This window comes from Myxococcales bacterium (assembly GCA_022184915.1).
GTDB lineage: Bacteria > Myxococcota_A > Polyangia > Fen-1088 > Fen-1088 > JAGTJU01.
Genome location: JAGTJU010000003.1, coordinates 517,355 through 538,621, shown reverse-complemented (window position 1 = coordinate 538,621; position 21,267 = coordinate 517,355). Strand labels below are relative to the sequence as shown.

Here is a 21,267-nt window from a genome sequence, read left to right as displayed (position 1 = left end):
CCGCTGCGGTGACGACAGGCGATTTCAGGCGGCCAGGGCCGCAAGCCACGCCTCGATGGGCGGGACCCAGGGGGTTCCCTGGGCCAGGGTGAGGGCGTGAGCCAGGGCCTCCCGTGCCACGGAAGTCTGGCCGCGCCGCTGCGCCGCCAAGCCGCGAAGGGCATGGATCTCGATGGGCTCGAGCTGCACGGAGAACTCCTGACAGCGGGCGAACAACGCCTTCCACTCGTCGGCGGTGGCGTCCCGGGTGGCGAGCTCCACCGTATCTCTCAGGACGGCGTCTGACGGCATGAGCTCGATCGGGTGCCCCGCCTGTCGGGCCGTGTCCTGCCGTCGCGCGATCTCCTGCAAAAACGCCGTGGCGGCCGCCTCGTCGCCCTTGGCGATGCTGGCGCGCGCGCGCAGGAGCAACATGACCAGCGCCGGATAGGGGCTTTGCCCCGACGTGCGATCGCTCAGCGCCACGACGCGGGCTGCGTAGCTGTCAGCCGACTCCAGATCGCCCGTGATGAGCGCCACCTCGGCCAGGTTGTGGATGAGGTTTGTCTCGACGGTCGAGAAGCAGTTCTCGCGCGCCAGGTTGAGCGCGCGCTCGTACTCGAGGCGCAGCTGGGCGAAGTTGCCCCGCGGAAGCCAAACGTAGACGCGGTTGCCCAGGGTGGCGGTCTCGTGAAGCACGTCGCCGTGTTGCGCACAGATCTCGAGCAGCTCGTCGAACACCGCGAGCGCCTCGTCGAGCCGGCCCACGGTGCCAAGGGCCGCACCCACCATCTGCAGGGCGTCGACGCGGGTCTCGTAGCCGGCGTCGCCGAGGGTTTCGGCCACCCGGGCCGCCTCCCAGGTGGGGGGGATCGATTCTTCCACCCGGCTGAAGCGATAGAGGCTGCGGCCCCGGCCGAACTGAACGCGCGCGTGGCTGAGGGGATCGTTGTCTTCCGGCATGAGCTGCGCGGCTTCGTCCACGACCCGCTTGGATTCTTCGTAGTGATGGAGGAAATCGAGCACCGTCGACATCTCCACCAGGATCTCGAACTCGCTGCGGCGGTCTTGTAGCTGCTGCGCGAAGCTGCGGGCCTCGCTCAGGCGCTCGAAGGCGCGGTCGTAGTTGCCCAGCCGAAACTGCATCAGGCCGTGAGCAAGAGACAAAGGCATGATGCGTTCGGGATGAACGGTGTCGATCTGCTCACGGGCCTGGCTGTAAAGGTTCGAGGCCTCGAGGTAGGCGTGCCGGCGCCGCGCCCGCTCGGCCAGGCGGATGAACAGATGCGCGGCCTCCTCGCGAAGGCCCGCGCGGGCGCTATGGAACGCCCGCCGCGGCAGCGCCTCTTCTTCGGGCATCTCGACCTGGGCTTCGTAAAAGCGGAAGGCCAGGGCATGGATCTCCCTGCGCCGCGCTTCGGGCACCATGTTGTACGTGGCGTCTCGCAAAACGCCGTAGCGGAACGAGTAGCGTGCGTTGCGGTGGCGCACGAGCACCCCGGCATCCACCAAGCGGCGCAGCCCCACGCCCGCGTCGAGCAGGGTCTCGAGTTCGATCTCATCGCCTTCACCGAGTGCGATGACGCCTTCGAGCTCGGTGTCACTCACCTCGCTGCCGAGGAGGGCCGCCATACGGGCGTGCCCTGCCAGATCGGGGGGTAAAGACTCGATTTCCCGGGTGGCCAGCCACTGCATCACCGGCGAATCGGGAAGCTGGTCGATGGCCTCGGCGGCCAGCTTGTATTCCCCTTTCGAGCTTTGCTGGATGGCGCCGTCGCGCTTGAGGCCGCGCACCAGTTCGACGAGGAGCAGAGGGTTGCCCTGGGTGCGCGCCACCAACTTTTGGAGGGCCGGGGTCGGGACGTTTTCGGCCGGCTGCAGGAGCAAGCGTGCCAGGGACAGGGCGTCCTCGGTGCGCAGCGGGGTCAAGTCGAGCCGGGGGTTCTCGGCGGCGCGCGCGCCAAGCAAGGGACGCCCCACGAGCAGCGAAGGACGGGTGAGCACGCACACCCACACCGCCGCGCCGCCCTCTTTCAAGGTGGCGTACTCGAGGGCGTCGAGCAGGGTCTCGTCGGCCAGGTGGGCGTCGTCGGCAATGACGAGCACGGGCCGCGTTTTGGCGCTCAGCCTCAGGGCCTCGCCCACCGCGCGCGCCTGGGCCGCACGCAGGGCGCCGGGCGCGGCCAAAGTCTCCTGGAGCTCGGGCAGCTCCAGCCCCACCCAGCCCACGGCAAGGGCCGCGGGGGCCCAGAGGCCCTCACCCGCGTGCGCGAGATGTTCGGCAAGCAGGGCGCGGCCTCTGTCCTCGGGCGCTTCTTTGGGCAGGGCGAGCGCGAAGCGCAACAGCTCGCCCAGCGAGCGGCTGCCCCCCCCGTCGAGGCCCTCCTGGCAGCGAAACGCAAACAGGTTGCCTGCGGGCACCTTCGTGGGCAGGCCGGAGGCCAACGCGCCCGCGAGCTCGCTTTTGCCGAGCCCTCCTTCAGCGACCACGGTCGCGATGGTGGGGGTGGGCGAAGCGGCCGCGCGGGCGGAGGCGAACAGGGTCTCGAGCTCGGTGTCGCGGCCCACGAAGGCGTGGCGAACGGCGCCCACCACGGTGAGCTCTTGTTTGTCGGCGGTGTCGAGCAGGTGCAGGTCGGCATGTTCGGGCACCGGGTGGGCATCGAGCTGGGGCACGAGCTCGAGCGCGGCCTGGGTGAGCAGGACACCCGCGGGCAAAGACGGCCCGGGATACTTGTCCTTGCGGTTGAAGTTTGCGCTCACGAAGCGGCGCTGGCCGTTCGGACGGATCTGGACCAGCACGCTGAAGGAATCCACCAAAGCGCGGTCGGTCATGCCGAGCTCCACCACCCGCTGCGCGGCCGAGGCCGCAAGGCGCACCGGGTTGTCGGAGCTTTCGTGATCGAACGCCAGCACCAAGCCCAGGGAAGGACTGGCGCTGGCGAGCTCGCCGCCCAGGCGTCGGGCTTCACCAGGGCCCACCGCCTGCCCCTCGTTGGGCTTGAAAAACAGGAGCGCCAAGGGACGTTGTTCGGCTTTGGCTTTTGCGGGCGCCCCGGGCTCCGGGGGCGCCGCGGGCATTCTGCCGCTGCCGCTCGTGGAGGTGATGGCCGGCAGCTCCATGGTGGTCGTCGCCAGGTCGGGCGCGGCCGCGCGGAAGAGGGGCTTGAGTTCGGCCAACAGCGCGCCCGCATCCGCGAACCGCCGTTCGCGGTCCTTCGCGAGGCAGCGCAGGATCACCGCCTCGAGCGGCTGAGACAAGCCGAGCCTGCGCGCCAACAGAGGAGGCCGCCGGCTTCGGTGCCCTTCCCGCATGTCGGCGGCGGTGCCGGGAAACGGCAAGGCACCGGCCAAGAGCTCGTAGAACATCACCCCGAGGGCATATACGTCGGCGCGGGGATCGATGGAGAGCTCGGCGGCGTCCTGTTCGGGCGCCATGTACTCGGGGGTGCCCTCACGTGCCGATTCGGGGTCGCCCGGTTGGCCGGTGGGCGCGGCCAAGCCGAAGTCGAAGACGCGCACGGTGACGTTGGTGCCCTGGCCGCTCACGAAGAAGTTTTCGGGCTTGATGTCGCGGTGGACGATCCCCGCCCGGTGGACCTCGGCCATGGCCGAGAGCAGGGGTTTGCCGAAGACCGCGAGCCGGTCAAAGGTCCACAGCCCGGGCATTTCGTCCATGACCTCGGCCAGGGTGGGTGCCGGAACGTACTCGAGCGCCAAGAAGGGGTTGCCCTCCGCCGTGGTGCCCTTGCCCATCAGCGCGGGCGTGTAGGGCGGGCGCAGCAGCTGCAGAGCCCAGATCTCCTTGTCGAGGCTGCGGCGGGCGGCGGGGTTGTCCCCCAGGGCCACCTTGATGGCCACGGGCTGTGCATCGGACTGCCGTTCGGCCCGGTAGACGGCCCCGAACCCGCCTTGGCCAATTCGTTTTTGGATCACGAACCCGTCGATCCGGGGGTCGGGAGGGGGCGCGGGCAGGCGTGCCGCCTCTTCGGCAAGCGCTTGCACCCCATGTGCAGGGCACACGGGATCGGCCGAGGCGAGGCGACAGCCACATTGCGGACAGCGCATCATCGCACGCCTCGCCCGTGACGGGGCGCGCGGGCGGACTGCCCCCGAAACGCGCCGCAAGGACGCGGCTGTCTTTGCCGCCAGGTCAACACCCGATCCATGGCATTCGGCAGCATTCGTTGCGGCTTGAGACATCGTGACCGGCAGAGGCACCACGGGAAAAGTTGTGGGGCGAATCTTCCGATACCTACCAGGACGTGTTGGATTTCGAACCCCTGACCAGGCTGTGCGCGACCTGCGGGTTCCGGCTCGAGGCTTCGTTGCTCCGGTGCCCCCTCGACGGGGCGCCCCTTGGACCTCCGAGCGCGGACGTGCAGCGGCTCGGGGCGTACCGGCTGATCCGCCGCCTGGGCCGGGGCGGCATGGGGGTGGTGTATCAGGCCGAAAACGAGCGCCTCGGGCGGGTCGTGGCGATCAAGCTGCTTGCGCGCCAGATGCAAGCCGATCACGTGGTGCTGGAGCGATTTTTCCTCGAAGCCCGCGCGGTCAATTCCATTTGTCACCCGAACGTCGTGCAGACCTACGACCTGGTCTCTGACGGTCAGGATGTGTACATGGTCATGGAGTACCTCGCGGGGGAGGATCTGGCGACCCAGCTGGCCCGTCGGACCGGCCAGCCCTGGGCCGTCGCACGCGTGGTGCATGTGCTCGAACAGATCTGCGGCGCCCTCGAGGCCACGCACCGCCAGGGCATCATTCACCGCGATCTCAAGCCGGCGAACATCTTCCTCACCACCCGCGAAGGTCAGGCCGATTTCGTCAAGGTGCTCGACTTCGGGATCGTGAAGCTGGCGGGCGCCGGGGGGCGGCTCACCCTCGAAGGCCTCACCATGGGTACCCCGGCCTATATGTCACCCGAGCAGATCTACGGAGAGCCGCTCGACGGGCGGTCGGACCTTTATGGTCTCGGGTGCATCGCCTTCGAGCTTCTGACGGGTCGGCCCCTGTTCGGGGCAGGCGCTCACGCCGACGTCATGATGGCGCAGCTGAACGAGCCGCCGCAGAGCCCAAGGGCGCTGAACCCCGCCGTACCCCCCGCGCTCGACGCCTTGATTCTCCGCTGCCTCGCCAAGGAGGCCGATGGACGGCCCGCGTCCGCGTTCGCGCTGGCGCAGGCGCTGGCGACGGCGGTAGGCCGGCCCTTCGACGGCTCAGGATCCTTCGAGGCGCTCATGCCCGTGGCACCCACGCACGATTTGCCCCCCCGCGCTGTGTCGGGGCTCCGTCCGGTGGTCAAGAGCCTGGAGGCGACGCAGGCGCTGCGGGCGCTGCGGCCTCGAGGCCTTGCGCGCTGGCTCGCCTTGTCCGTGCTGGGGGGGGCCTTGGTGGGCGCCGCGCTGTGGGCCACGCGGCCGGGCGCCGCGCCGGCGCAGGCCGAGCCCGCGCGGGTGTTGTTTCAGAGCCAACCGCCCGGGGCCATCGTGTGGCGGGTGGACACCCACGAGCGCTGGGGCCCCACCCCGCTCGAGCGGGTGTTGCCGCAAAAAGCCGTGTTCTCCGTGCGCTTCGAACTCCCGGGACACGAGCCGCTTGAGCGGCGGGTGGAGGCGCTCGGGGTGTCCACCGTGGCGGTGTCTCTGGCGCCTTTGCCGGCGCCGCCGGCCCCGCCCCCAGAGGTTGCGCCCACGGGGACCACGCCCGTGGAGGTTGCGCCTGCGGGGAGCGCGGCGGCGGAGGCTGCGCCTGCGGAGGCCCAGGCGACCCCTCCTGGCCCTGGGCGGCGGCGTCCCGCCCCCACGTCCCGGAGGGCGGTGCCGCCCTCGGGCGTGGGCACCCTCGATCCCTTTGCTCCGTAGGCGGCGCTGATGACCTCCGCATCCGAAAACGGTCCCCGCGCCGATGCCGTGCCTCCGGGCCCCGCCGTGGGTGACGTGGTGGGGGCCTATCGTCTGATGCGCCTCCTGGGCGAAGGCGCGGCAGGGCGCGTTTTCGAGGTGGAGCACACGACGATCGGCCGGCGCGCGGCCATGAAGGTGCTGGCGCCCGAACATGCGCACCGGCCCGGGGCCGTCCGCCGGCTCTTTCGGGAGGCACAAGCGGTCAACAAGATCCGTCACCCGCACATCGTGGATGTCACCGATCTGGTCGAATCGTCGGCGCCCGGAGGCGTCAACGCCATCGTCATGGAGCTGCTCGAGGGCGTCTCGCTCGGGCAGGCGCTGCTGGCAGGCCAACGCATGTCCACCGCGCGGATCCTCGGCATCATGACTCAGGTTGCGGACGCCCTGGCCGCTGCGCATGGCGCCTTTTTCGTCCACCGCGATCTCAAGCCCGAAAACATCTTCCTCACGCGGCGGGGGCGGCAAGACGACGTGGTGAAGGTGCTCGACTTTGGGCTGGCCAAGTCCTTTGCCAGCGCCGCACCCGACGTCAAACCGGGCGAGCGCTCGCACCACACGATGGAAGGCACCTTCGTGGGCACCCCCGCCTATTGCTCCCCCGAGCAGGCCTCCGCCAAGCCGGTGGATCACCGCACGGACATCTACGCCCTGGGGGTGGTGCTCTACGAGCTCTTGGCGGGCCGCTTGCCCTTCGAGGGGCGCAACTTTGGCGAGTTTCTCGTGAAGCACCTGACCCTGCCTGTGCCGCCCATCGAGCCTGCCCGACTGAGCGGACCCATCGACCAGGCGCTGGCCGACGTGGCCTACAAGTGCCTGGCCAAGTCACCGGCCGACCGATTCGGCTCGGCGGCGGAGGTCAAGGAGCTGCTGGTGCGGCTCGCGCAGGGTGAGCCTGTCGACGTACCGGGGCTGCCGCGCCCCGCGCCCCGGCCATCCCGACGAGGGCTGGTCGTGGGAGCGCTTCTGGTCACTCTTTGTGGCGGGGCGGGGGCGTGGTGGCTGCGTGCACCGCGGGGCCCGGACCCGGCCCGCAAGAGCGTGCTTTTCGTGTTCGCGTCGGAGCCCGCGGGCGCCGAGGTGTACCGGCAGGGTCAGCCCACCCTGCTCGGCCTGACTCCCTTCCGGCAGGAGTTCCCGCAAGACGGGGTGACCCGCCTCTTCGAGATGAAGATGCCCGGGCGCAAGCCCGTCATCGTGGCCCTGGCGGCGCAGACGGATGTGCACGTCAAGCGCAAGCTGGTTCCCGTCGTCGCGCCGCCGCCCGCCAAGGTCGCCGAAGAGCCATCTCTGTCCGCCGCTGCGAGCCGGGAGGCCAAGATAGACCCGCCGCGCCTGCGCCGGCGGCCGTTGAAGACCAAGAGGTCGGCCCGGCGCCCCCGATTGACCTTGGATCCCTTTGCCCCTTGACTCCCGCGTGGCCCTGACGATGTAGAAGGCGCGGTGGGTTTTCGCGCCTCGCTTCGTCCCTTCGTGGTCGTCCTCGTGGTGGCCCTGGTGCCGTATGCCCTGGCGCCGCGCCCCGTGCTGTCCGCCCCCTCGCAGGCCGAGGCCAAGGCGCGGGCCCTGTTTCGCCAGGCGGAGGTCCATTTCAGCCTGGGTGAATTCGATGAGGCCCTCGCGCACTACTCCGAGGCGTACAAGCTCCGGCCCTTGCCTGGGTTTTTGTTCAACATCGCCCAGTGCCACCGGCTGGCGGGGCGTTTCGCCGAAGCTGCGTTTTCCTTTCGTGTGTACCTGCAAAAGGCGCCCGAGGCCGCCAACCGCGCCGAAGTGGAAGCGCTGGTGGCGCAGCTCGAGGGGCAGAAAACCGCGCCGGCTCCCGCTCCGTCCGAAGCCGTGCCGCCGCCGCGCGAATCCCCTCCCCCGAGGGAGCGCGCGCCCGAGCCCTCGAGCGCTCCCGTCGCGCCGCCCCCGTCCGAGGCCCGAGCGGTGGCGTTGCCCGAAGCGGTTGCGCCCGGAGCCGCAGCCGGCGCGAAGGTTAAACCCTGGGTGTGGGCGGCTTCGGGTGCGGGGCTCGGGCTGTTGCTCACGGGCCTGGTCACGGGGCAGATGGCCGACGCGCGCAGCGAAGCCTACCGAGATCCTGCCACCAGTGTGGCGCGGCGCCGCGATCTGCGCGACAGCGGCCGTACGCTTGCCGCCACCTCCGTGGTGTCGCTCTCTTTGAGCGCGGTGGCGCTGCTCGCCGCCGGGTGGGGCTACTTCGGGGGCCGGCACGCCGCGGGCCCCGCCCCCGTCGAGGTGGACGTGGGTCTGGGTGATGCGGGCGCCCTGGTAGGGCTGCGGGGGGCCTTCTGATGGCGGCGCGGGGCGTCTGCTTCGGGCTTTGGCTGGTCCCTTTGTGGCTTGGGGCTTGTTGGTCGTGGAGCTTTCCCGAAAGCCTCCTGGGGTCCGACGGCGGTGCGTCTGACGACGGCGGAGCGTCTGATGGCGGCTTCGCCGATGCTGCCGGGGGCGCCAAGGCGGATGCGAACCCGACGGGTTCGGGCGGCGCGCCGGGCGGCGGCGGGGCGGGCCCTTCGGGCGGAGGCCCGGGCGCCGGGGGGCTCGGCGGGGCGATGGGTGGGGGAGGGGGCCCCGGCGTTTGCCGCAGCGGAGCCGATTGCCTCTCCGGGTTGTGCGCGCTCGACGGACGGTGCCCGGACGAAGCCGAGGTTACCTATATGGAGGCCTCGTGCGGGGCCATGCCCCTGGGCACACGAAGCGCGCCCGATTGCGCGTGGGACAAGGCCCTGGAACGCGGACGCAGGTTTTTGCTTTTGGGGCCTGGCACCTACGGCGACATCACGATCACCGGCAGCCACGAGATCCACGGACGGCCCGGCGCCATCCTCCAGCCCACGGCCTGTCGGCGCTTCGCTTTGCGCGGCGCCGACGTGAAGCTCGTGGGCTTTCGCATCCTGGGCAGCGTGGTGGTCGAAGACGGCAAGGCCCAGCTGGTGGCCAACGACATCGGGCCGAGCGACTGCGAAGGGGTGCGGGCCACCGGAGACAGCGCCCTGGTGATGAACCGCAACTTCGTGCGCGGGCATGCGGGTGGGGGAATTTGGGCCAACAACGAGGGTGGTTATCAGCTGACGAACAACATCGTGGCGGGCAACGGGAGCGCCTCGAGCGCCTTCGGGGGCGTTCGCCTCAAGGGCGTGGGAACCTTTTTCAACAACACCGTCGTGGGCAATCAAGCCCGGGGCCGCATGGCCGACCTGACGGGCATTCGTTGCGAAACCGCCGCGACGGCCGTCGTCAACAGCATCGTGTGGGGCAATGACGGCGCTCCGGATCGCCAACTGAGCGCCGAATGCGCACCCTCGTTCAGCCTCGTCCAGGGGTTGCTGCTCTCGGCCTCGAACCTGGACTCCGACCCCCAGTTCGTGGGAGGCCTGCCCGGCGAGGCGGCGTCCTACCAGCTCCAGGCCACCTCACCCGCCCTCGACCGGGGCACCCTGGGTGGCGCGCCCGCCGACGCCTTCGACGGGCAAGCCCGCACCGGGGCCCCCGACCTCGGCGCCCACGAGCGCCGCTAGCCCCACGGCGGGACGCGATTGCGGGCCCCGGCTGCCCAAAGCTGGAAATAACCCGGGGTTCCGGTTAGTTGTAAGCACGCGCGGCCCGGGTCGCGCCCGCGGGACCCCCGACCGGTTCCGCCGCGTGCCCGCAAACCAGCCGAAGTCGCAGAAAGCAGGACAATGGACGTTCGCGTCATCAACGATTTGGTGCAAAAGCACTGTGGGTTCGTGGACGGCCTGGCCCACGAGGTGGGCAAGGTCATCGTGGGCCAAAAGGTCATGGTCGAGCGCATTCTGATTGGGCTCCTGACGGGGGGGCACGTGCTGCTCGAAGGCGTGCCCGGCCTCGCCAAGACGCTCACCGTGAAGACCATCGCCGACGCCCTGGGCCTTGCGTTCTCGCGGATCCAGTTCACACCCGACCTCTTGCCCGCCGACATCATCGGCACCGTGATTTACAACCAGGCCCGCAGCGAGTTCGTCGCGAAGCAAGGCCCGGTGTTCGCGAACCTCGTGCTGGCCGACGAAATCAACCGCGCGCCTGCCAAGGTCCAATCGGCTTTGCTCGAGTCCATGCAGGAGCGGCAGGTGACGATCGGGGACACCACGCACAAGCTGCCGGATCCGTTCCTGGTCATGGCCACGCAAAACCCCATCGAGCAGGAAGGCACCTACGCCCTGCCCGAGGCGCAGCTCGATCGCTTCATGCTCATGGTGAAGGTGGGGTACCCCACCAAGGAAGACGAGCGCACCATCATGGACCGCATGACCGCTTCGATCGGCGGCCCACCCCCGCGGGCCGAACGCGTGGCCGACCCCCAGGCCCTCACCGACGCGCGCAGTGTCGTGTCCCAGATCTACATCGACGAGAAGATTCGCGACTACATCGTGGACATCGTCCACGCCACGCGTGACCCCAAGGCTCATGGTCTCAAGGATCTCGGCGACTATATCGAGTTCGGTGCCAGCCCGCGTGCGTCCATCTTCCTCAACCTGGCCGCCCGCGCCCACGCGTTCGTGCGCCACCGGGGGTACGTCACCCCGGAGGACATCAAGGCCGTGGGCATCGACGTGCTCCGGCACCGCGTGATCCTCACCTACGAAGCCGAGGCCGAAGACATCACCTCGGAGCAAGTGGTACGCCGCCTCTTCGAGACCATCGAGGTGCCCTGACACCCTCGCCTCGGGCGCACCTGAGGGGCTCTGCATGCTGACCCGCGAAGTACTCAAAAAAATTCGCAAGATCGAGATCGTCACGGAGCGCCTCGTGCGGGACCGTATGGCGGGGCAGTACCTGTCCGTGTTCAAGGGCAGTGGCATCGCCTTTTCCGAGGTGCGCCAGTACATGCCGGGCGACGACATCAGGCTCATCGACTGGAACGTCTCGGCCCGTATGAACGAGCCCTACATCAAGCTCTTCACCGAAGAGCGGGAGATGACCGTCATGCTTCTCGTGGACATGTCGGCTTCGGGGCAGTTCGGCTCGGTCGGTCGCGAAAAGCGTGAGGTCACCGCCGAGCTGGCCGCGGTGGTGGCGTTTTCGGCGATCAAAAACAACGACCGTGTCGGGCTCATCATCTTCACCGACGAGGTGGAGCGCTTCGTGCCTCCGAAGAAGGGCAAAAAGCACGTGCTACGGGTCGTCAGCGAGATCTTGGGTTACGAGCCACGCTCGCGGCGCACCGACCTGCGCAGCGGGATCGAGTTCCTGGGCCGTGTGGCGCGGCGCCGGGCCGTGGCGTTTTTGATCTCGGACTTCCTCACCCCGCTCGACACCTACGAACGGGCCCTGCGTGTGGCGGCGCGCCGGCACGACTTGGTGCCGGTGTCGGTGATCGATCCGCTGGAGGAAGCTTTGCCTTCGGTTGGGCTCGTCGAGCTCGAAGATCCCGAAACGGGGGAGGTTCTGACCTTCGACACGAGCGGTGCGGAGGCCCGGGCCTTCGCCGCAGCGGTTGCGAAGGCCAAGGAGGCGCGCCAGGCGCTGTTCAAAAAGTTGGATCTCGACGGCATCGAGGCACGCACGGACCGGCCTTATCTGCCGGCCCTCACGGCGTTTTTCGAGGCCCGCGCCCGGAGGCTCCGGCATTGAGGGGCCCACGACGTTGGCACGGCTTTGTGCCGGGACTGGTGGCGCTGGCATGGCTTGCAGGGGCCGGAGGGGCCCAGGCCGACGCCGTGCCCCCCAACGCACAAGCCCCCGCTGAGGAGACCGGCGCCCCCCGGGCGGACGAGTCCCCGGGCGCAAGCCCCCCACCGACCGGAGCGCAGGATCCCGAGGCCCCCACCGTATCGGCACGTGTGTCCGCGCGCAGCGTGAAGGTGGGCGACGTGGTCACCCTCACGGTGACCGCCGTGGGGCCTGCGCGGGTGCCCGTGAACCTGCCCGCGCACGTCGAACTCGGCCCCTTCGAGTTGGTCGAGCGCACGGAGCGCGAAACACCGCTGGGAGACGGGCGCATGCGACGAGAGTTCGTCTTCCGCATCGCCGCCTTCGAGACGGGTGACCTCACGGTGCCGTCCGTGCCGTTGACCTATCTGGCGCAGGAGGGGGCCGTGCGCACCGTGGGCACGGAGCCCGTGGTGGTGACCGTGAGCAGCCTGCTTGCCAACGAGCCCGAGCCGGCGCTCAAGGCCAACGCGGCCCCCGTGGCGGTCATGCAGGAGGTGCGCTGGCCGCTCTACGTGGGGGCGGGCCTGTTGGCTGCTTTGCTGGGCGCGCTCGTCGGATCGCTTCTGCTGGCGCGGTGGCGTCGGCGCAAGAAGGTTGTACCGGCGGTCCCACCGAGGCCTGCGCACGAGCGGGCCCTGGAGCGGCTCGACGGCCTGGGTGCGCGCCTTGGCGGCACCGAAGACCTACGGCCGTTTTACTTCGAGCTTTCCGAGGTCCTCCGTGAATACTTCGGCGCCCGCTATGGATTCGAGAGCCTCGAGTTGACCAGTGACGAGCTCATCTTCGAGCTCGAGCGCCACGGCCGTAAGCCGCTGGTCGTCTCGGAGGTTCAAGGCTGGATGGCAACGTGCGACCTCGTAAAGTTCGCACGTGTGGCTCCTACCGAAACCGAGGCCCGCGGCGCGCTCGAAAGCGCCCTCCGCTTCGTGACCAGCACCCGCCCGCCCGCCCCTCCGAGCGCCGCGCTCCCTCCTGCGGAGGCCACGCGTGAAGCCTGACCTCAGCGCCGAAGCGGGGGCGCCCCTCGCCCGCGAGCGCTTGGCGCGTGCCGCTGCCCCGGCCCCCTCGCGTCTGTGGCCCCGTCTGCGCTTCACGGCGCTGCTGGCCGTGGCGGCGTTCGTGGTGGTAGGGGGGCTCTACACCTGGACGTTGCGCGACGCCATCGGGTTTCGTTTCGCGCACAGATACGCGCTGGCGCTCGTACCCGTCGCGCTGGGCTTGATCGTCTACGCCGCGCTGATTCGTCGCCCCCAGCGCACGGGTACCTTGCGCTATGCCCGGACCCACGAGCTTGGCGCCTTGTCGCCGGGCTGGGTGGCGAAGCTGCAGCATCTGCCCCTCGTGTTGCGCTTGCTCGCCGTGACCTTGGCGGGCCTTGCCGTGGCGCGCCCGCAGACGAGCCGCATCGACGATGCCCTCGAGCTCGAAGGCATCGACATCGTGGTAGCACTCGACGTGTCGGGCTCGATGGAAGAGCAAGATCTGGCGCCGAATCGGCTCGAGGCGGCCAAGAAGGTCATCCACGACTTCGTCACGCGTCGCCCTTCGGACCGGCTCGGGCTCGTGCTCTTCGGACGCGAGGCCTATACGTACGTCCCCCCCACGCTCGACCATGGCACCTACTTGCGCATGCTGGCGGATCTGCGCCTGGGCGTCGTCGACGGCAAGGGCACGGCGATCGGCAACGGCTTGGGGGTGGCCTTGGCGCGCCTGCGCCGCTCCGAGGCCCAATCGAAGGTGGTCATCCTGCTCACCGACGGGGACAACAACGCAGGAAACATCTCGCCGATAGAGGCGGCCACCATGGCGCAAACATTGGGGGTCAAGGTGTACACGATCCTCGCCGGCAGCAACGATTCGTCCGACGACCCGCGCGAGGCGCGCGCCGGACATCGCTACCCGGTCAACCCGAAGCTGCTCGAACAGATCGCCACCACCACGGGGGGAAGTCCCTACCTCGCCAGTGACACGCAGGCCCTGGCGAAGCGCTTTCAATCCATCCTCGAAGAACTCGAGAAGTCGCGGATGGACGATCGTGGTTTGCTCTATGCCGAACTTTATCCCCGCTTTTTGTGGCCCGCGCTGGCGCTGCTGCTCATCGAGCTGGCGCTGCGCCTCACGCGGTGGAGGCGACTGCCATGATGCGCATCGCTGAAGCCGACGTGCTGTGGCTGCTCCTGCTTCTGCCCTTGCTCGTGTTCGCGTTCGTCAGCTCGTTCACGAGGCGGCGCCGGCAGCTGGCCCGGCTGGGTGAAGCGGGGCTGATCGGCCGCATGACGGCCAACGTCTCCGGCGCGCGCCAGGTCCTGCGCGCGGTTTATGTCACCGTGGCCGTTTTGCTGTTGGTGGTGGCACTGGCCCGTCCCCAGGCGGGCGGGCGGGCCAAGCTCGAGCGGCAGCGCGGGCTCGATCTGGTGGTGGCCCTCGACTTCTCGAAGTCGATGCTGGCCCGAGACATCTACCCCTCGCGCCTCGAACGCGCCAAACGCGAGCTCGAGCGTCTCATGGATGACCTCGCCGGAGATCGCATCGGCCTGGTGGCGTTCGCGGGAGAGACTTTGTCGTATCCCCCCACCACCGACTATGCCGCCGTGAAGCTGTTCTGGCGGGATCTGGAGCCCCAGGACATGGCCGTGGGGGGCACAGCCGTGGGGCGCGCCTTGAAGGCGGCCGTGGGTCAGCTCACCCGTTTGCGGGCCAAGGGCGGGGCGTCGCGCGCGCAGGTGATCTTGCTGTTGACCGATGGCGAGGACACCGAGAGCGAGCCGCTCGAGGTCGCGGCCGAGGCGGCGCGTCTGGGGATCAAGATCTTCGCCGTGGGCGTGGGCTCTCGTTCGGGTGAGCTGATTCCCGAGCTCGACGACGAGGGCAAGGTGCTGGGCTACCTCAAGGACCGGGAAGGCAAGTATGTCACGTCTCGCTTGGCCGAAGACATGCTGTCTCAGATCGCGAGCAAGACCAACGGCGAATACATCCGTGCCGATGCCAACCGCTTCGGGGTCGAGGCGATCGAGCAGGCGCTCGCAGGGCTCAAGCGCACGGAATCCGAGGCGCGGCTCGTCAAGCAGTACGATGAAGTGTACGAGCTCTTCCTCTTGCCAGCGTTTCTCCTGTTGGTGGCCGAGGCTTGTCTCAGCGGACGAAGGAGGCTCGCGTGAAACGTGTTTGTGTGTTCGTCGTGCTGTTCCCCGTGCTTGCGGGGTTCGAGCTGTGGCGCACGAGCAACCGCCGTGTCGAGCAAGGCAACGCAAAGCTCGAGGCCGGTGCCGCTGCGGATGCCCTCGCGCTTTACGAGCGCGCCTTGGAGCATGACGGCTTGACCGATCCTCAGGCCCGCGCCGCAACGGAGTTCAACCGGGGCAGCGCCCTCTCGGCTCTCGAAAAGCACGACGAGGCCGCACAGGCCTTTCTCGAAGCGACGAAGTCGAAGGACGTCAGCCTGCGCGCGCGCGCCTTCTACAACCTGGGCAACACCTTCTTCAAGGGCGACAAGTTCAGCGAGGCCGTCGAGGCCTACAAGAGATCGCTGCTGCTCGATCCCAAGAGCCCGGACGCGAAGTGGAACCTGGAGCTGGCCCTGCGCCGCAAAGACGAGCAAAAGAAGCAGGACGAAAACCAAGACCCACAAAAGCAAGACTCACAAAAGCAAGACCCACAGAAGAATCAGAACAATCCGCAGGATCAGCAGGGCCAAGACCAGTCAAAGACGCCGGACACCCAGGGCCAAGACCAGAATGAGCAAGACCCCGGGGAGAAAGATCCCGAACCCCAAGACGGCGAGTCCCCGCAAGAAGGATCCCAAGGCGGCAACTCTGCCGACGAAGCGCCGGAACCGAAGCCCGAGACCGAGCCACAACCCCCGCCGCCCTCCGAAGCCAGCCCGGCGAAGCCGGAACAACCTGACGAGACCCAAGGCGCGAAGGGCGGTGCGGCGTCGGGATCCGAAGGCAACACCCCCGATCTCAAAGAAATCAACGCGATCCTCGACAGCCTCGAGCAAAGTCCCCACCAGATCGAGCAGCAACGGGCCCGCCTACGCGCCACGCGGCGCGCTCCTCCCGTGAAAGATTGGTGACCCCCTTGCGCCGCCTCCTCGTGTTCGCAGCCGTTTTCGTGCAGTCGGTGGCCATGCCCATGGTCCACGCCGGAGCTCAATCCTTCGTGGCGCGCGTAGACCGCACGCAAGTTCCGCTCGATGATTCGTTCCTTTTCGAGGTGACCTTGGTGCTCGACGAAGGCCGCGCCGCCGGCTATCGCCCCCCGAACTTCAAGGACTTCCGCGTGCTGGGTGAACACCCGAGCCAGAGCACCCAGATTCAGATGGGCGGCGGCGGAACGCTCATGCAGGTGGTGTACTCGTGGCGCTACGAGCTGTCTGCCCTGGCGCAGGGCACCTTCACGATCGGCCCGGCCAAGGTGAAGGTGGGAGGCCGCGAGATCGAGACCACGCCCGTGTCCGTGACGATCACCGGCAGTGTGGGACCCGGACGAGGCGGGCTGGCCCCGTCTGCCCCGGCGGCGCGCCCGGGAGGCCTGCCCCGAGGGCTCGGCGGCCTGTTCGGAGCGGCACCGTCCAGCGCGCCGGCCGGCGGCGGGAGAAACTTCGTTCGTGTGGTGCCGAGCAAAACCAAGGTCTACGTGGGTGAGCCGCTCACGGCCGAGTGGTACCTGTACCTCACCGAGCGCCAGGACAAATACGAAACGCTCAAAGAGCCTCGTACGGATGGCTTCTGGGTCGAAGATCTCCCGATCCCGGGAAACGATCGGGGACTGTCGTTGACCCAACAAACTCACGAGGGACGTACGTACCTGGTTGCCCCACTCTTGCGCCGCGCCCTGTTCCCGCTGCGCTCCGGGCCTCTTTCCATCTGGCCGCTCGAGGCCGAGATCTCTCAAGTCGACTTCTTCGGTTCGACGATGCGGACAGAGCTCATCAAGGCCGATGCGGTGGAGGTCGAGGTGCTGCCGCTTCCCAAAGCGGGACAGCCGCCGAACTTCGATCGCGCGGCCGTGGGTCAGTTTGCGCTCGTTGCCACGCTCGACAAGACCCAGGTCAATGTCTCCGAGCCCGTCACGTTGAAGCTGACGGTCTCGGGGCAGGGGAACCTCCGCAAGTTGGCGCCCCCTGAGCTGCCCCGCCTCGACGGGCTCCGGGCCTACGAGCCGAAGGTGACCACCGACCTGATTGCCGGCGAGCCCGTGTCCGGCCACAAAACCGTCGAGGTGCTGCTGCTGCCGCAAAAGCCAGGGTCGCTCGTCATCCCGGCCATGAGCCTCACCTACTTCGATCCCGCGCGCGTGGAATACACCACGGCACGCACCGAGCCGATCACGTTGGTGGTGACAGGAAACCTGGCAGCGGCCCCCGTGGCCGTCGAAGCCGCCCCGTCTCAGCCGAGCCTCGGGGCCCCGTCGGCCGTGGTCGAGAACGTGTTGCCCACGGAGCTGCGTCCCATCCGAGCCCGCTCGAGCCTGCGGCGGGATCTCGGCGCGTCGCTCTACCGGTCGCGCCTCTTCGGTTGGCTGCTTTTGCTGCCTCCCCTGGCGTTTGCGGGCACCCTCATGGTCGGACAGATTCGGCTGCGCCTCGGGCAAGATACCGAACGCCGGCGGGGCCGCCGCATGCGCCGGCAGGTCAAACGCCGGCTTGGCCTGGCCGAACGCCACCGCGCCGCTGGCAACAAGGCCGAATTCTTCATCGAAATCGACCGGACCGTGCGAGAGCTGCTGAGCGCCAAGCTCGGTCGCGCCGTTAGTGGCTTGTCCATGGACGAGCTCACGGCAAAGCTGATGCAAGCGGGCGTCGATGAGAGCCTTTGCACGCGGGTGACGAGTGTTCTCGAAGAATGTGACCGCGCGCGCTTTGCCCCAGGAAGCGTCAGCGATGACGGCATGACGACGGCCCTCGACCGGGCCGGGGAACTCATCGTGCAGCTGGAACGTACCCGCCTCGTCACGTCGGAGGTGCAGGTGTGAAACGCTCCCTCGCCCACTTCACGTCTTCGTTATTCGTGGCGAGCCTCCTCGCGCTGGTGACCAGTGGGCCCGCGCGGGCCGACCTCTTCGAGGAGGTCTGGAAGCAAGGGAACGCAGCGTACCTCGCCGGCGACTGGAAGAAGGCCATCTCAGCCTACGATCAGCTCGATCGCCAGGGGGTGGTCTCGGCCGATCTCTACTACAACATGGGCGTTGCGTACTTTCGCACCGAGGATCTTGGCCGCGCAGCCTGGAGCTTCGAACGTGCCGTGAACCTCGAGCCGAAAGACGACGACGCCCAGTTCAACCTTGCGCAGGTCCGCAAGGTGCTCGCCCGCCGGACGACTGACAAGATCGAAGGTGCCGAGCGGGACGCCTTGTGGATCCGCGTGGTCTCGGTGGTGACGCCTTCGGCCGAGACCTGGGCTTTTGTCGTGTTTTATCTCCTGACCTTTTGGTTCCTCTTTTGGCGCTTGCGGGTGCCGCGCGACAACCGCGCGCCCTGGTCGGCTGCCGCAGCCCTGACGGCGGCAGGCGCCGTGCTCACCGGTCTCCTGCTGCTAGGCCGGGTGGCGCTCGATCACATTCCCTTCGGCATCGTTCTGCCTGACCAGGTCAACGTCAAGGAAGGCGCCGACACGAACTACCGCACCAACTTCCAGATCCACGCGGGACTACGGGTACGTCTGCTCGAACAAGACGACGGGTGGATGCGTATTCGCCTGGCCAACGGACTCGAAGGCTGGGTCCGCAGCCAGGACGTAGGTCGTCTTTAGGGCCAAGAGTAACCTCCCTGCGCCAGGGGCCACGTTCGGCCTGCCAAACAGCAGCCCCCGTGGCACAATTCAATTGTGGCGCGCCACCTGCAGCCCAGGGAGCAACCATGAACGTCAAGATGTGGAAAACCGGGACACCGCTTGTCTTGGGTGTCTTTGGAGCGATGTCGTGGTGGTCGTGTGCCGGGCCTGCCCGCACCGAGAGAGGCGATTCGACGAGTGTGGAGGACGCGTGTGCGCCTCCGCCCGCGGCGCGTATGAAGGTGGTTTACGGTCCAGGCTGCGTGATGGTGGCGTGGGAGCCGGCCGCACAGACGACCGAGGCCTTCGCAGACCTCGAGGCCTACGTGTTTCGGATGACTCAGCGGGCGCGCGCCCAATTCGCTCGCTCAGGCGACGTTGCGCTGCTGAGCGTGGCCGACGGACACGGCGCAGGATACGTGATTCGAGACGCGGACCCTGACCGTCTCGACCACGCTCGTACGCGCCTGGACCTTGCGGCTCGTCATTTCGATGAGGGTGTGTGCGACACGCTCGTGTTCGACAACGCACCCCTTCACGAGGGCACCGCCTTCGCCGCGCGCCCGGCTCCCTCAGAGCGCTGAGCCCTGCGCGGGAGCACACTTGGTCGTCGGGTTACGATCCCGTAATGCCGGCAGTGCCGTCGTTACCGATGACGCCAGCCTTGGGCCTGTGCCTTGGATGACGGTGTCTTGCCGCCGGCCCGGATCTCGCGGTTTCCCCATGGCTTTTCGCGGAGCATGCGAAATCAGGTCTGTCCCCAGGCTGCTGGCACGCGGCTTGAATACTCATGCCTGCGTGGCGGGTTGGATGGGGTTGGGTGTTGACAGTGGCGGGGCTCGAGACGCTGCAGGACGGGGCGGTGGCGGGTTGGTTGGTGGGGTGAAGGTGTGGGGGGCAGCCGATCGAGTGGGGGGATGTTGGGAGTGCGGGTTTGCTGAAATGAGTCTTGGATCGGTTGGGCGCTGAGACGGATCGCAACGGGAGAGCGCGAGGGAGAGCGTGTGCAAGCCGTGGTGGCAGCGCGCGTGCGCATGCGGTCCGTCGTATCCAACGACGAGTTTCAGTAGTCCCTGAAGGACTGGGGGAGCGCGTTTCGTATGAATCGGGGCGCGCTCCCCCTATTCTTCATTGTGCGAATCGTGCATCCGTCGAGGCGTGGCCTCAGCCATGCGCAGAGCGGAAGGCTCGAGCCCGCGGGAGGCGCCTGCCGCATGTCGTCTCCCACCGCGTGGCCTTCCAACGTCTGTGTCGCGGCTCTTGCCGGCCTGCGGGATCACCGCGGCCGAGCACGTGCAGCCATACCGGGAACACCAAGATCACGGTGAAAGCGATGATTCCCAAGAACGCCATGAGCATGTTGTCGGCCTCTATGGGACAGGCAGCAGGAAGCATGCCGTTGATCAGAGGCACTGAGGGCCCAGGAGCGGATGTGGCTGACTCGTGCTACAGCATCAAAGGGTGGCGGTTGCCTCTTGAGGTTCGGTTACACAGTGACCGCCGGGGAACGTGAGGGTGGAAAAGTTGTCGAAGCACATTGCGATCGCGGTCCAGGGAGGAAGCTCGGCACAGCAGGACCAGGTCTTGTCGATTCTCCGCGCCTCGGATCTGTTCCACATGTCGTGCGAAGCACAGGTGGTGATTCAGATCGGCACTGTCGCGGAGATGCTGCAGCGCTGTGGAGGTGCACACACGGTCACGATCGCTCTCGTGTCGGGTGAGCTCTCGTCGACGGAGCATCAGGAGCTCTTCAATCGTGGGTTCTTCGACGTCCTTCACGCCGCAGAGTGGACAGAGCCACGCCTGGCGCGGGTGGTGCTGCGGGCCGGAGCCTTCGGGCGCACAGCGGTCCACGGTGAGCGCCTTCCCGTGCCCGGGGGACATAGCCACTTCCTCGAGACCATCGTGGACGCAGCGCCGATGGGGATAGCGTTCTGGGACCGCGATCTGCGCTATCGCCGCGTGAACGCGGCCATGGCGGCCATCAATGGTCTGGCCGTCGAAGCGCACTATGGCCGCACACCCTCGGAGGTCCTACCCGAGCTGTCGGGGCAGATCGAAAGTCTGGTCCACCACGTCCTCGCGACGGGTGAGACGCTCTGTCAGGAGCAAACCGGCGCAACGCCTGCCCAGGCGGGTCGGCAGCGTACGTGGCTGGTGAACTACTTTCCCGTACGCTCCGACACGGAGCTCGACGGCGTGGCCGCCATCTGGGAGGAAGTGTCCGAGCGGAAGACCATCGAAAAAGAGCGGGAGCGCTTCATCGCCGTCCTGGGGCACGATCTGCGCAACCCCCTCTCGGCGATCCTCATGTCGACGCAAGTGCTGCGGAACCGCGTGGACGATCGAGAAAAGGGCATCGTCGATCGCATCAAGCGCTCAGGTTTTCGCATGCAACGCATGATCCGCGATCTGCTCGACTTCGCGCGTTTGCGGCAAGGTGGGGGACTGCACGTGAGACCCACCAACGGAGATCTGGTGGAGGTGTTGCGCGACGTGGTTTTGGAGCTCAAGCAGGGGCATCCCGATTCCCGCGTGAGTGTGAGTGCCCCGGCGTCGCTCGGCGGCATGTGGGATCTCGAGCGCTTGGCCCAGGTGCTCTCGAATTTGGTGGGAAATGCGCTGCAACACGGCCTCCCTGGCTCCGAGGTGCGTGTGGAGGCCCACGAGACCGGCGGTGACTGGGTGGAGGTCACGATCTTCAACGCGGGCGAGCCCATCGCGCGCGAGCAGCTCGAGTCTTTCTTCGAGCCGTTCCGCCAAGGTACCCAAGAGGGCACACGTGACAGCCTGGGCCTCGGCTTGTTCATCGCCCGTGCGCTGGTGACCGCTCATGGAGGCTCGGTGAACCTGCGACCCATCGAAGGGGGAACCGAGGCGTTGGTCAGGCTGCCCCGCCACACGCCCTCGGGCGGCTGAGGGCGCCC

15 protein-coding genes are annotated in these 21,267 nt (G+C 67.9%); 14 read left to right on the top strand and 1 reads right to left on the bottom strand.

Going from position 1 to position 21,267, the window contains the following annotated elements:
* Positions 1–24 precede the first annotated feature (24 nt).
* A complete protein-coding gene (locus tag KA712_13725; GenBank protein ID MCG5054018.1) occupies positions 25–4,050 on the bottom strand; it encodes a protein kinase in 4,026 nt (1,341 codons plus the stop codon).
* 197 nt (positions 4,051–4,247) lie between these two features.
* Here KA712_13725 and KA712_13720 point away from each other — a divergent pair, with 197 nt between their 5' ends.
* The 14 genes from KA712_13720 to KA712_13655 all read left to right on the top strand — a co-directional run bounded on the left by KA712_13720 (position 4,248) and on the right by KA712_13655 (position 21,259).
* A complete protein-coding gene (locus KA712_13720; GenBank protein MCG5054017.1) occupies positions 4,248–5,843 on the top strand; it encodes a serine/threonine protein kinase in 1,596 nt (531 codons plus the stop codon).
* A 9-nt stretch (positions 5,844–5,852) separates the two neighbouring features.
* Positions 5,853–7,295 (top strand): protein kinase, encoded by a 1,443-nt coding sequence (locus KA712_13715; GenBank protein MCG5054016.1) that lies wholly within the window; start codon positions 5,853–5,855, stop codon positions 7,293–7,295.
* A gap of 33 nt (positions 7,296–7,328) precedes the next feature.
* The gene (locus KA712_13710; protein ID MCG5054015.1) at positions 7,329–8,186 is read left to right on the top strand and encodes a tetratricopeptide repeat protein; all 858 of its coding nucleotides are present in this window, start codon (positions 7,329–7,331) and stop codon (positions 8,184–8,186) included.
* Positions 8,186–9,412 (top strand): right-handed parallel beta-helix repeat-containing protein, encoded by a 1,227-nt coding sequence (locus KA712_13705; protein MCG5054014.1) that lies wholly within the window; start codon positions 8,186–8,188, stop codon positions 9,410–9,412. Before KA712_13710 ends, KA712_13705 begins: the two co-directional genes overlap by 1 nt.
* A 162-nt stretch (positions 9,413–9,574) precedes the next feature.
* Positions 9,575–10,567, top strand: a complete 993-nt coding sequence (locus KA712_13700) for a MoxR family ATPase (GenBank protein ID MCG5054013.1) — start codon at positions 9,575–9,577, stop codon at positions 10,565–10,567.
* 34 nt (positions 10,568–10,601) lie between these two features.
* Positions 10,602–11,486 carry a DUF58 domain-containing protein gene (locus KA712_13695; GenBank protein ID MCG5054012.1) on the top strand — a complete coding sequence of 295 codons (885 nt, stop codon included), beginning with the start codon at positions 10,602–10,604 and terminating at the stop codon, positions 11,484–11,486.
* Positions 11,483–12,565: a BatD family protein gene (locus KA712_13690; protein MCG5054011.1), complete on the top strand. Its 1,083-nt coding sequence runs from the start codon at positions 11,483–11,485 to the stop codon at positions 12,563–12,565. The genes KA712_13695 and KA712_13690 overlap by 4 nt, the downstream gene beginning before the upstream one ends.
* Positions 12,555–13,709: a VWA domain-containing protein gene (locus KA712_13685; GenBank protein ID MCG5054010.1), complete on the top strand. Its 1,155-nt coding sequence runs from the start codon at positions 12,555–12,557 to the stop codon at positions 13,707–13,709. Before KA712_13690 ends, KA712_13685 begins: the two co-directional genes overlap by 11 nt.
* A complete protein-coding gene (locus tag KA712_13680) occupies positions 13,706–14,725 on the top strand; it encodes a VWA domain-containing protein (protein MCG5054009.1) in 1,020 nt (339 codons plus the stop codon). Before KA712_13685 ends, KA712_13680 begins: the two co-directional genes overlap by 4 nt.
* A complete protein-coding gene (locus tag KA712_13675) occupies positions 14,722–15,642 on the top strand; it encodes a tetratricopeptide repeat protein (protein ID MCG5054008.1) in 921 nt (306 codons plus the stop codon). The genes KA712_13680 and KA712_13675 overlap by 4 nt, the downstream gene beginning before the upstream one ends.
* Positions 15,643–15,647: 5 nt before the next feature.
* Positions 15,648–17,543, top strand: coding sequence for a BatD family protein (locus KA712_13670; protein MCG5054007.1), 1,896 nt, complete (start codon positions 15,648–15,650; stop codon positions 17,541–17,543).
* The gene (locus KA712_13665; protein MCG5054006.1) at positions 17,540–18,319 is read left to right on the top strand and encodes an SH3 domain-containing protein; all 780 of its coding nucleotides are present in this window, start codon (positions 17,540–17,542) and stop codon (positions 18,317–18,319) included. Before KA712_13670 ends, KA712_13665 begins: the two co-directional genes overlap by 4 nt.
* Before the next feature lie 107 nt (positions 18,320–18,426).
* Entirely contained in the window at positions 18,427–18,924 is a 498-nt protein-coding gene (locus tag KA712_13660) for a hypothetical protein (GenBank protein ID MCG5054005.1), read from the top strand.
* A gap of 940 nt (positions 18,925–19,864) precedes the next feature.
* Positions 19,865–21,259 carry a PAS domain-containing sensor histidine kinase gene (locus tag KA712_13655; protein ID MCG5054004.1) on the top strand — a complete coding sequence of 465 codons (1,395 nt, stop codon included), beginning with the start codon at positions 19,865–19,867 and terminating at the stop codon, positions 21,257–21,259.
* The last annotated feature ends 8 nt before the right edge of the window (positions 21,260–21,267 follow it).

Excerpts from the sequence above, each read along its gene's own strand:
- KA712_13725 (MCG5054018.1), bottom strand. The coding sequence starts at position 4,050 with ATGATGCGCTGTCCGCAATGTGGCTGTCGCCTCGCCTCGGCCGATCCC.
- KA712_13715 (MCG5054016.1), top strand. The coding sequence starts at position 5,853 with ATGACCTCCGCATCCGAAAACGGTCCCCGCGCCGATGCCGTGCCTCCG.
- KA712_13705 (MCG5054014.1), top strand. The coding sequence starts at position 8,186 with ATGGCGGCGCGGGGCGTCTGCTTCGGGCTTTGGCTGGTCCCTTTGTGG.
- KA712_13700 (MCG5054013.1), top strand. The coding sequence starts at position 9,575 with ATGGACGTTCGCGTCATCAACGATTTGGTGCAAAAGCACTGTGGGTTC.
- KA712_13695 (MCG5054012.1), top strand. The coding sequence starts at position 10,602 with ATGCTGACCCGCGAAGTACTCAAAAAAATTCGCAAGATCGAGATCGTC.
- KA712_13680 (MCG5054009.1), top strand. The coding sequence starts at position 13,706 with ATGATGCGCATCGCTGAAGCCGACGTGCTGTGGCTGCTCCTGCTTCTG.
- KA712_13660 (MCG5054005.1), top strand. The coding sequence starts at position 18,427 with ATGAACGTCAAGATGTGGAAAACCGGGACACCGCTTGTCTTGGGTGTC.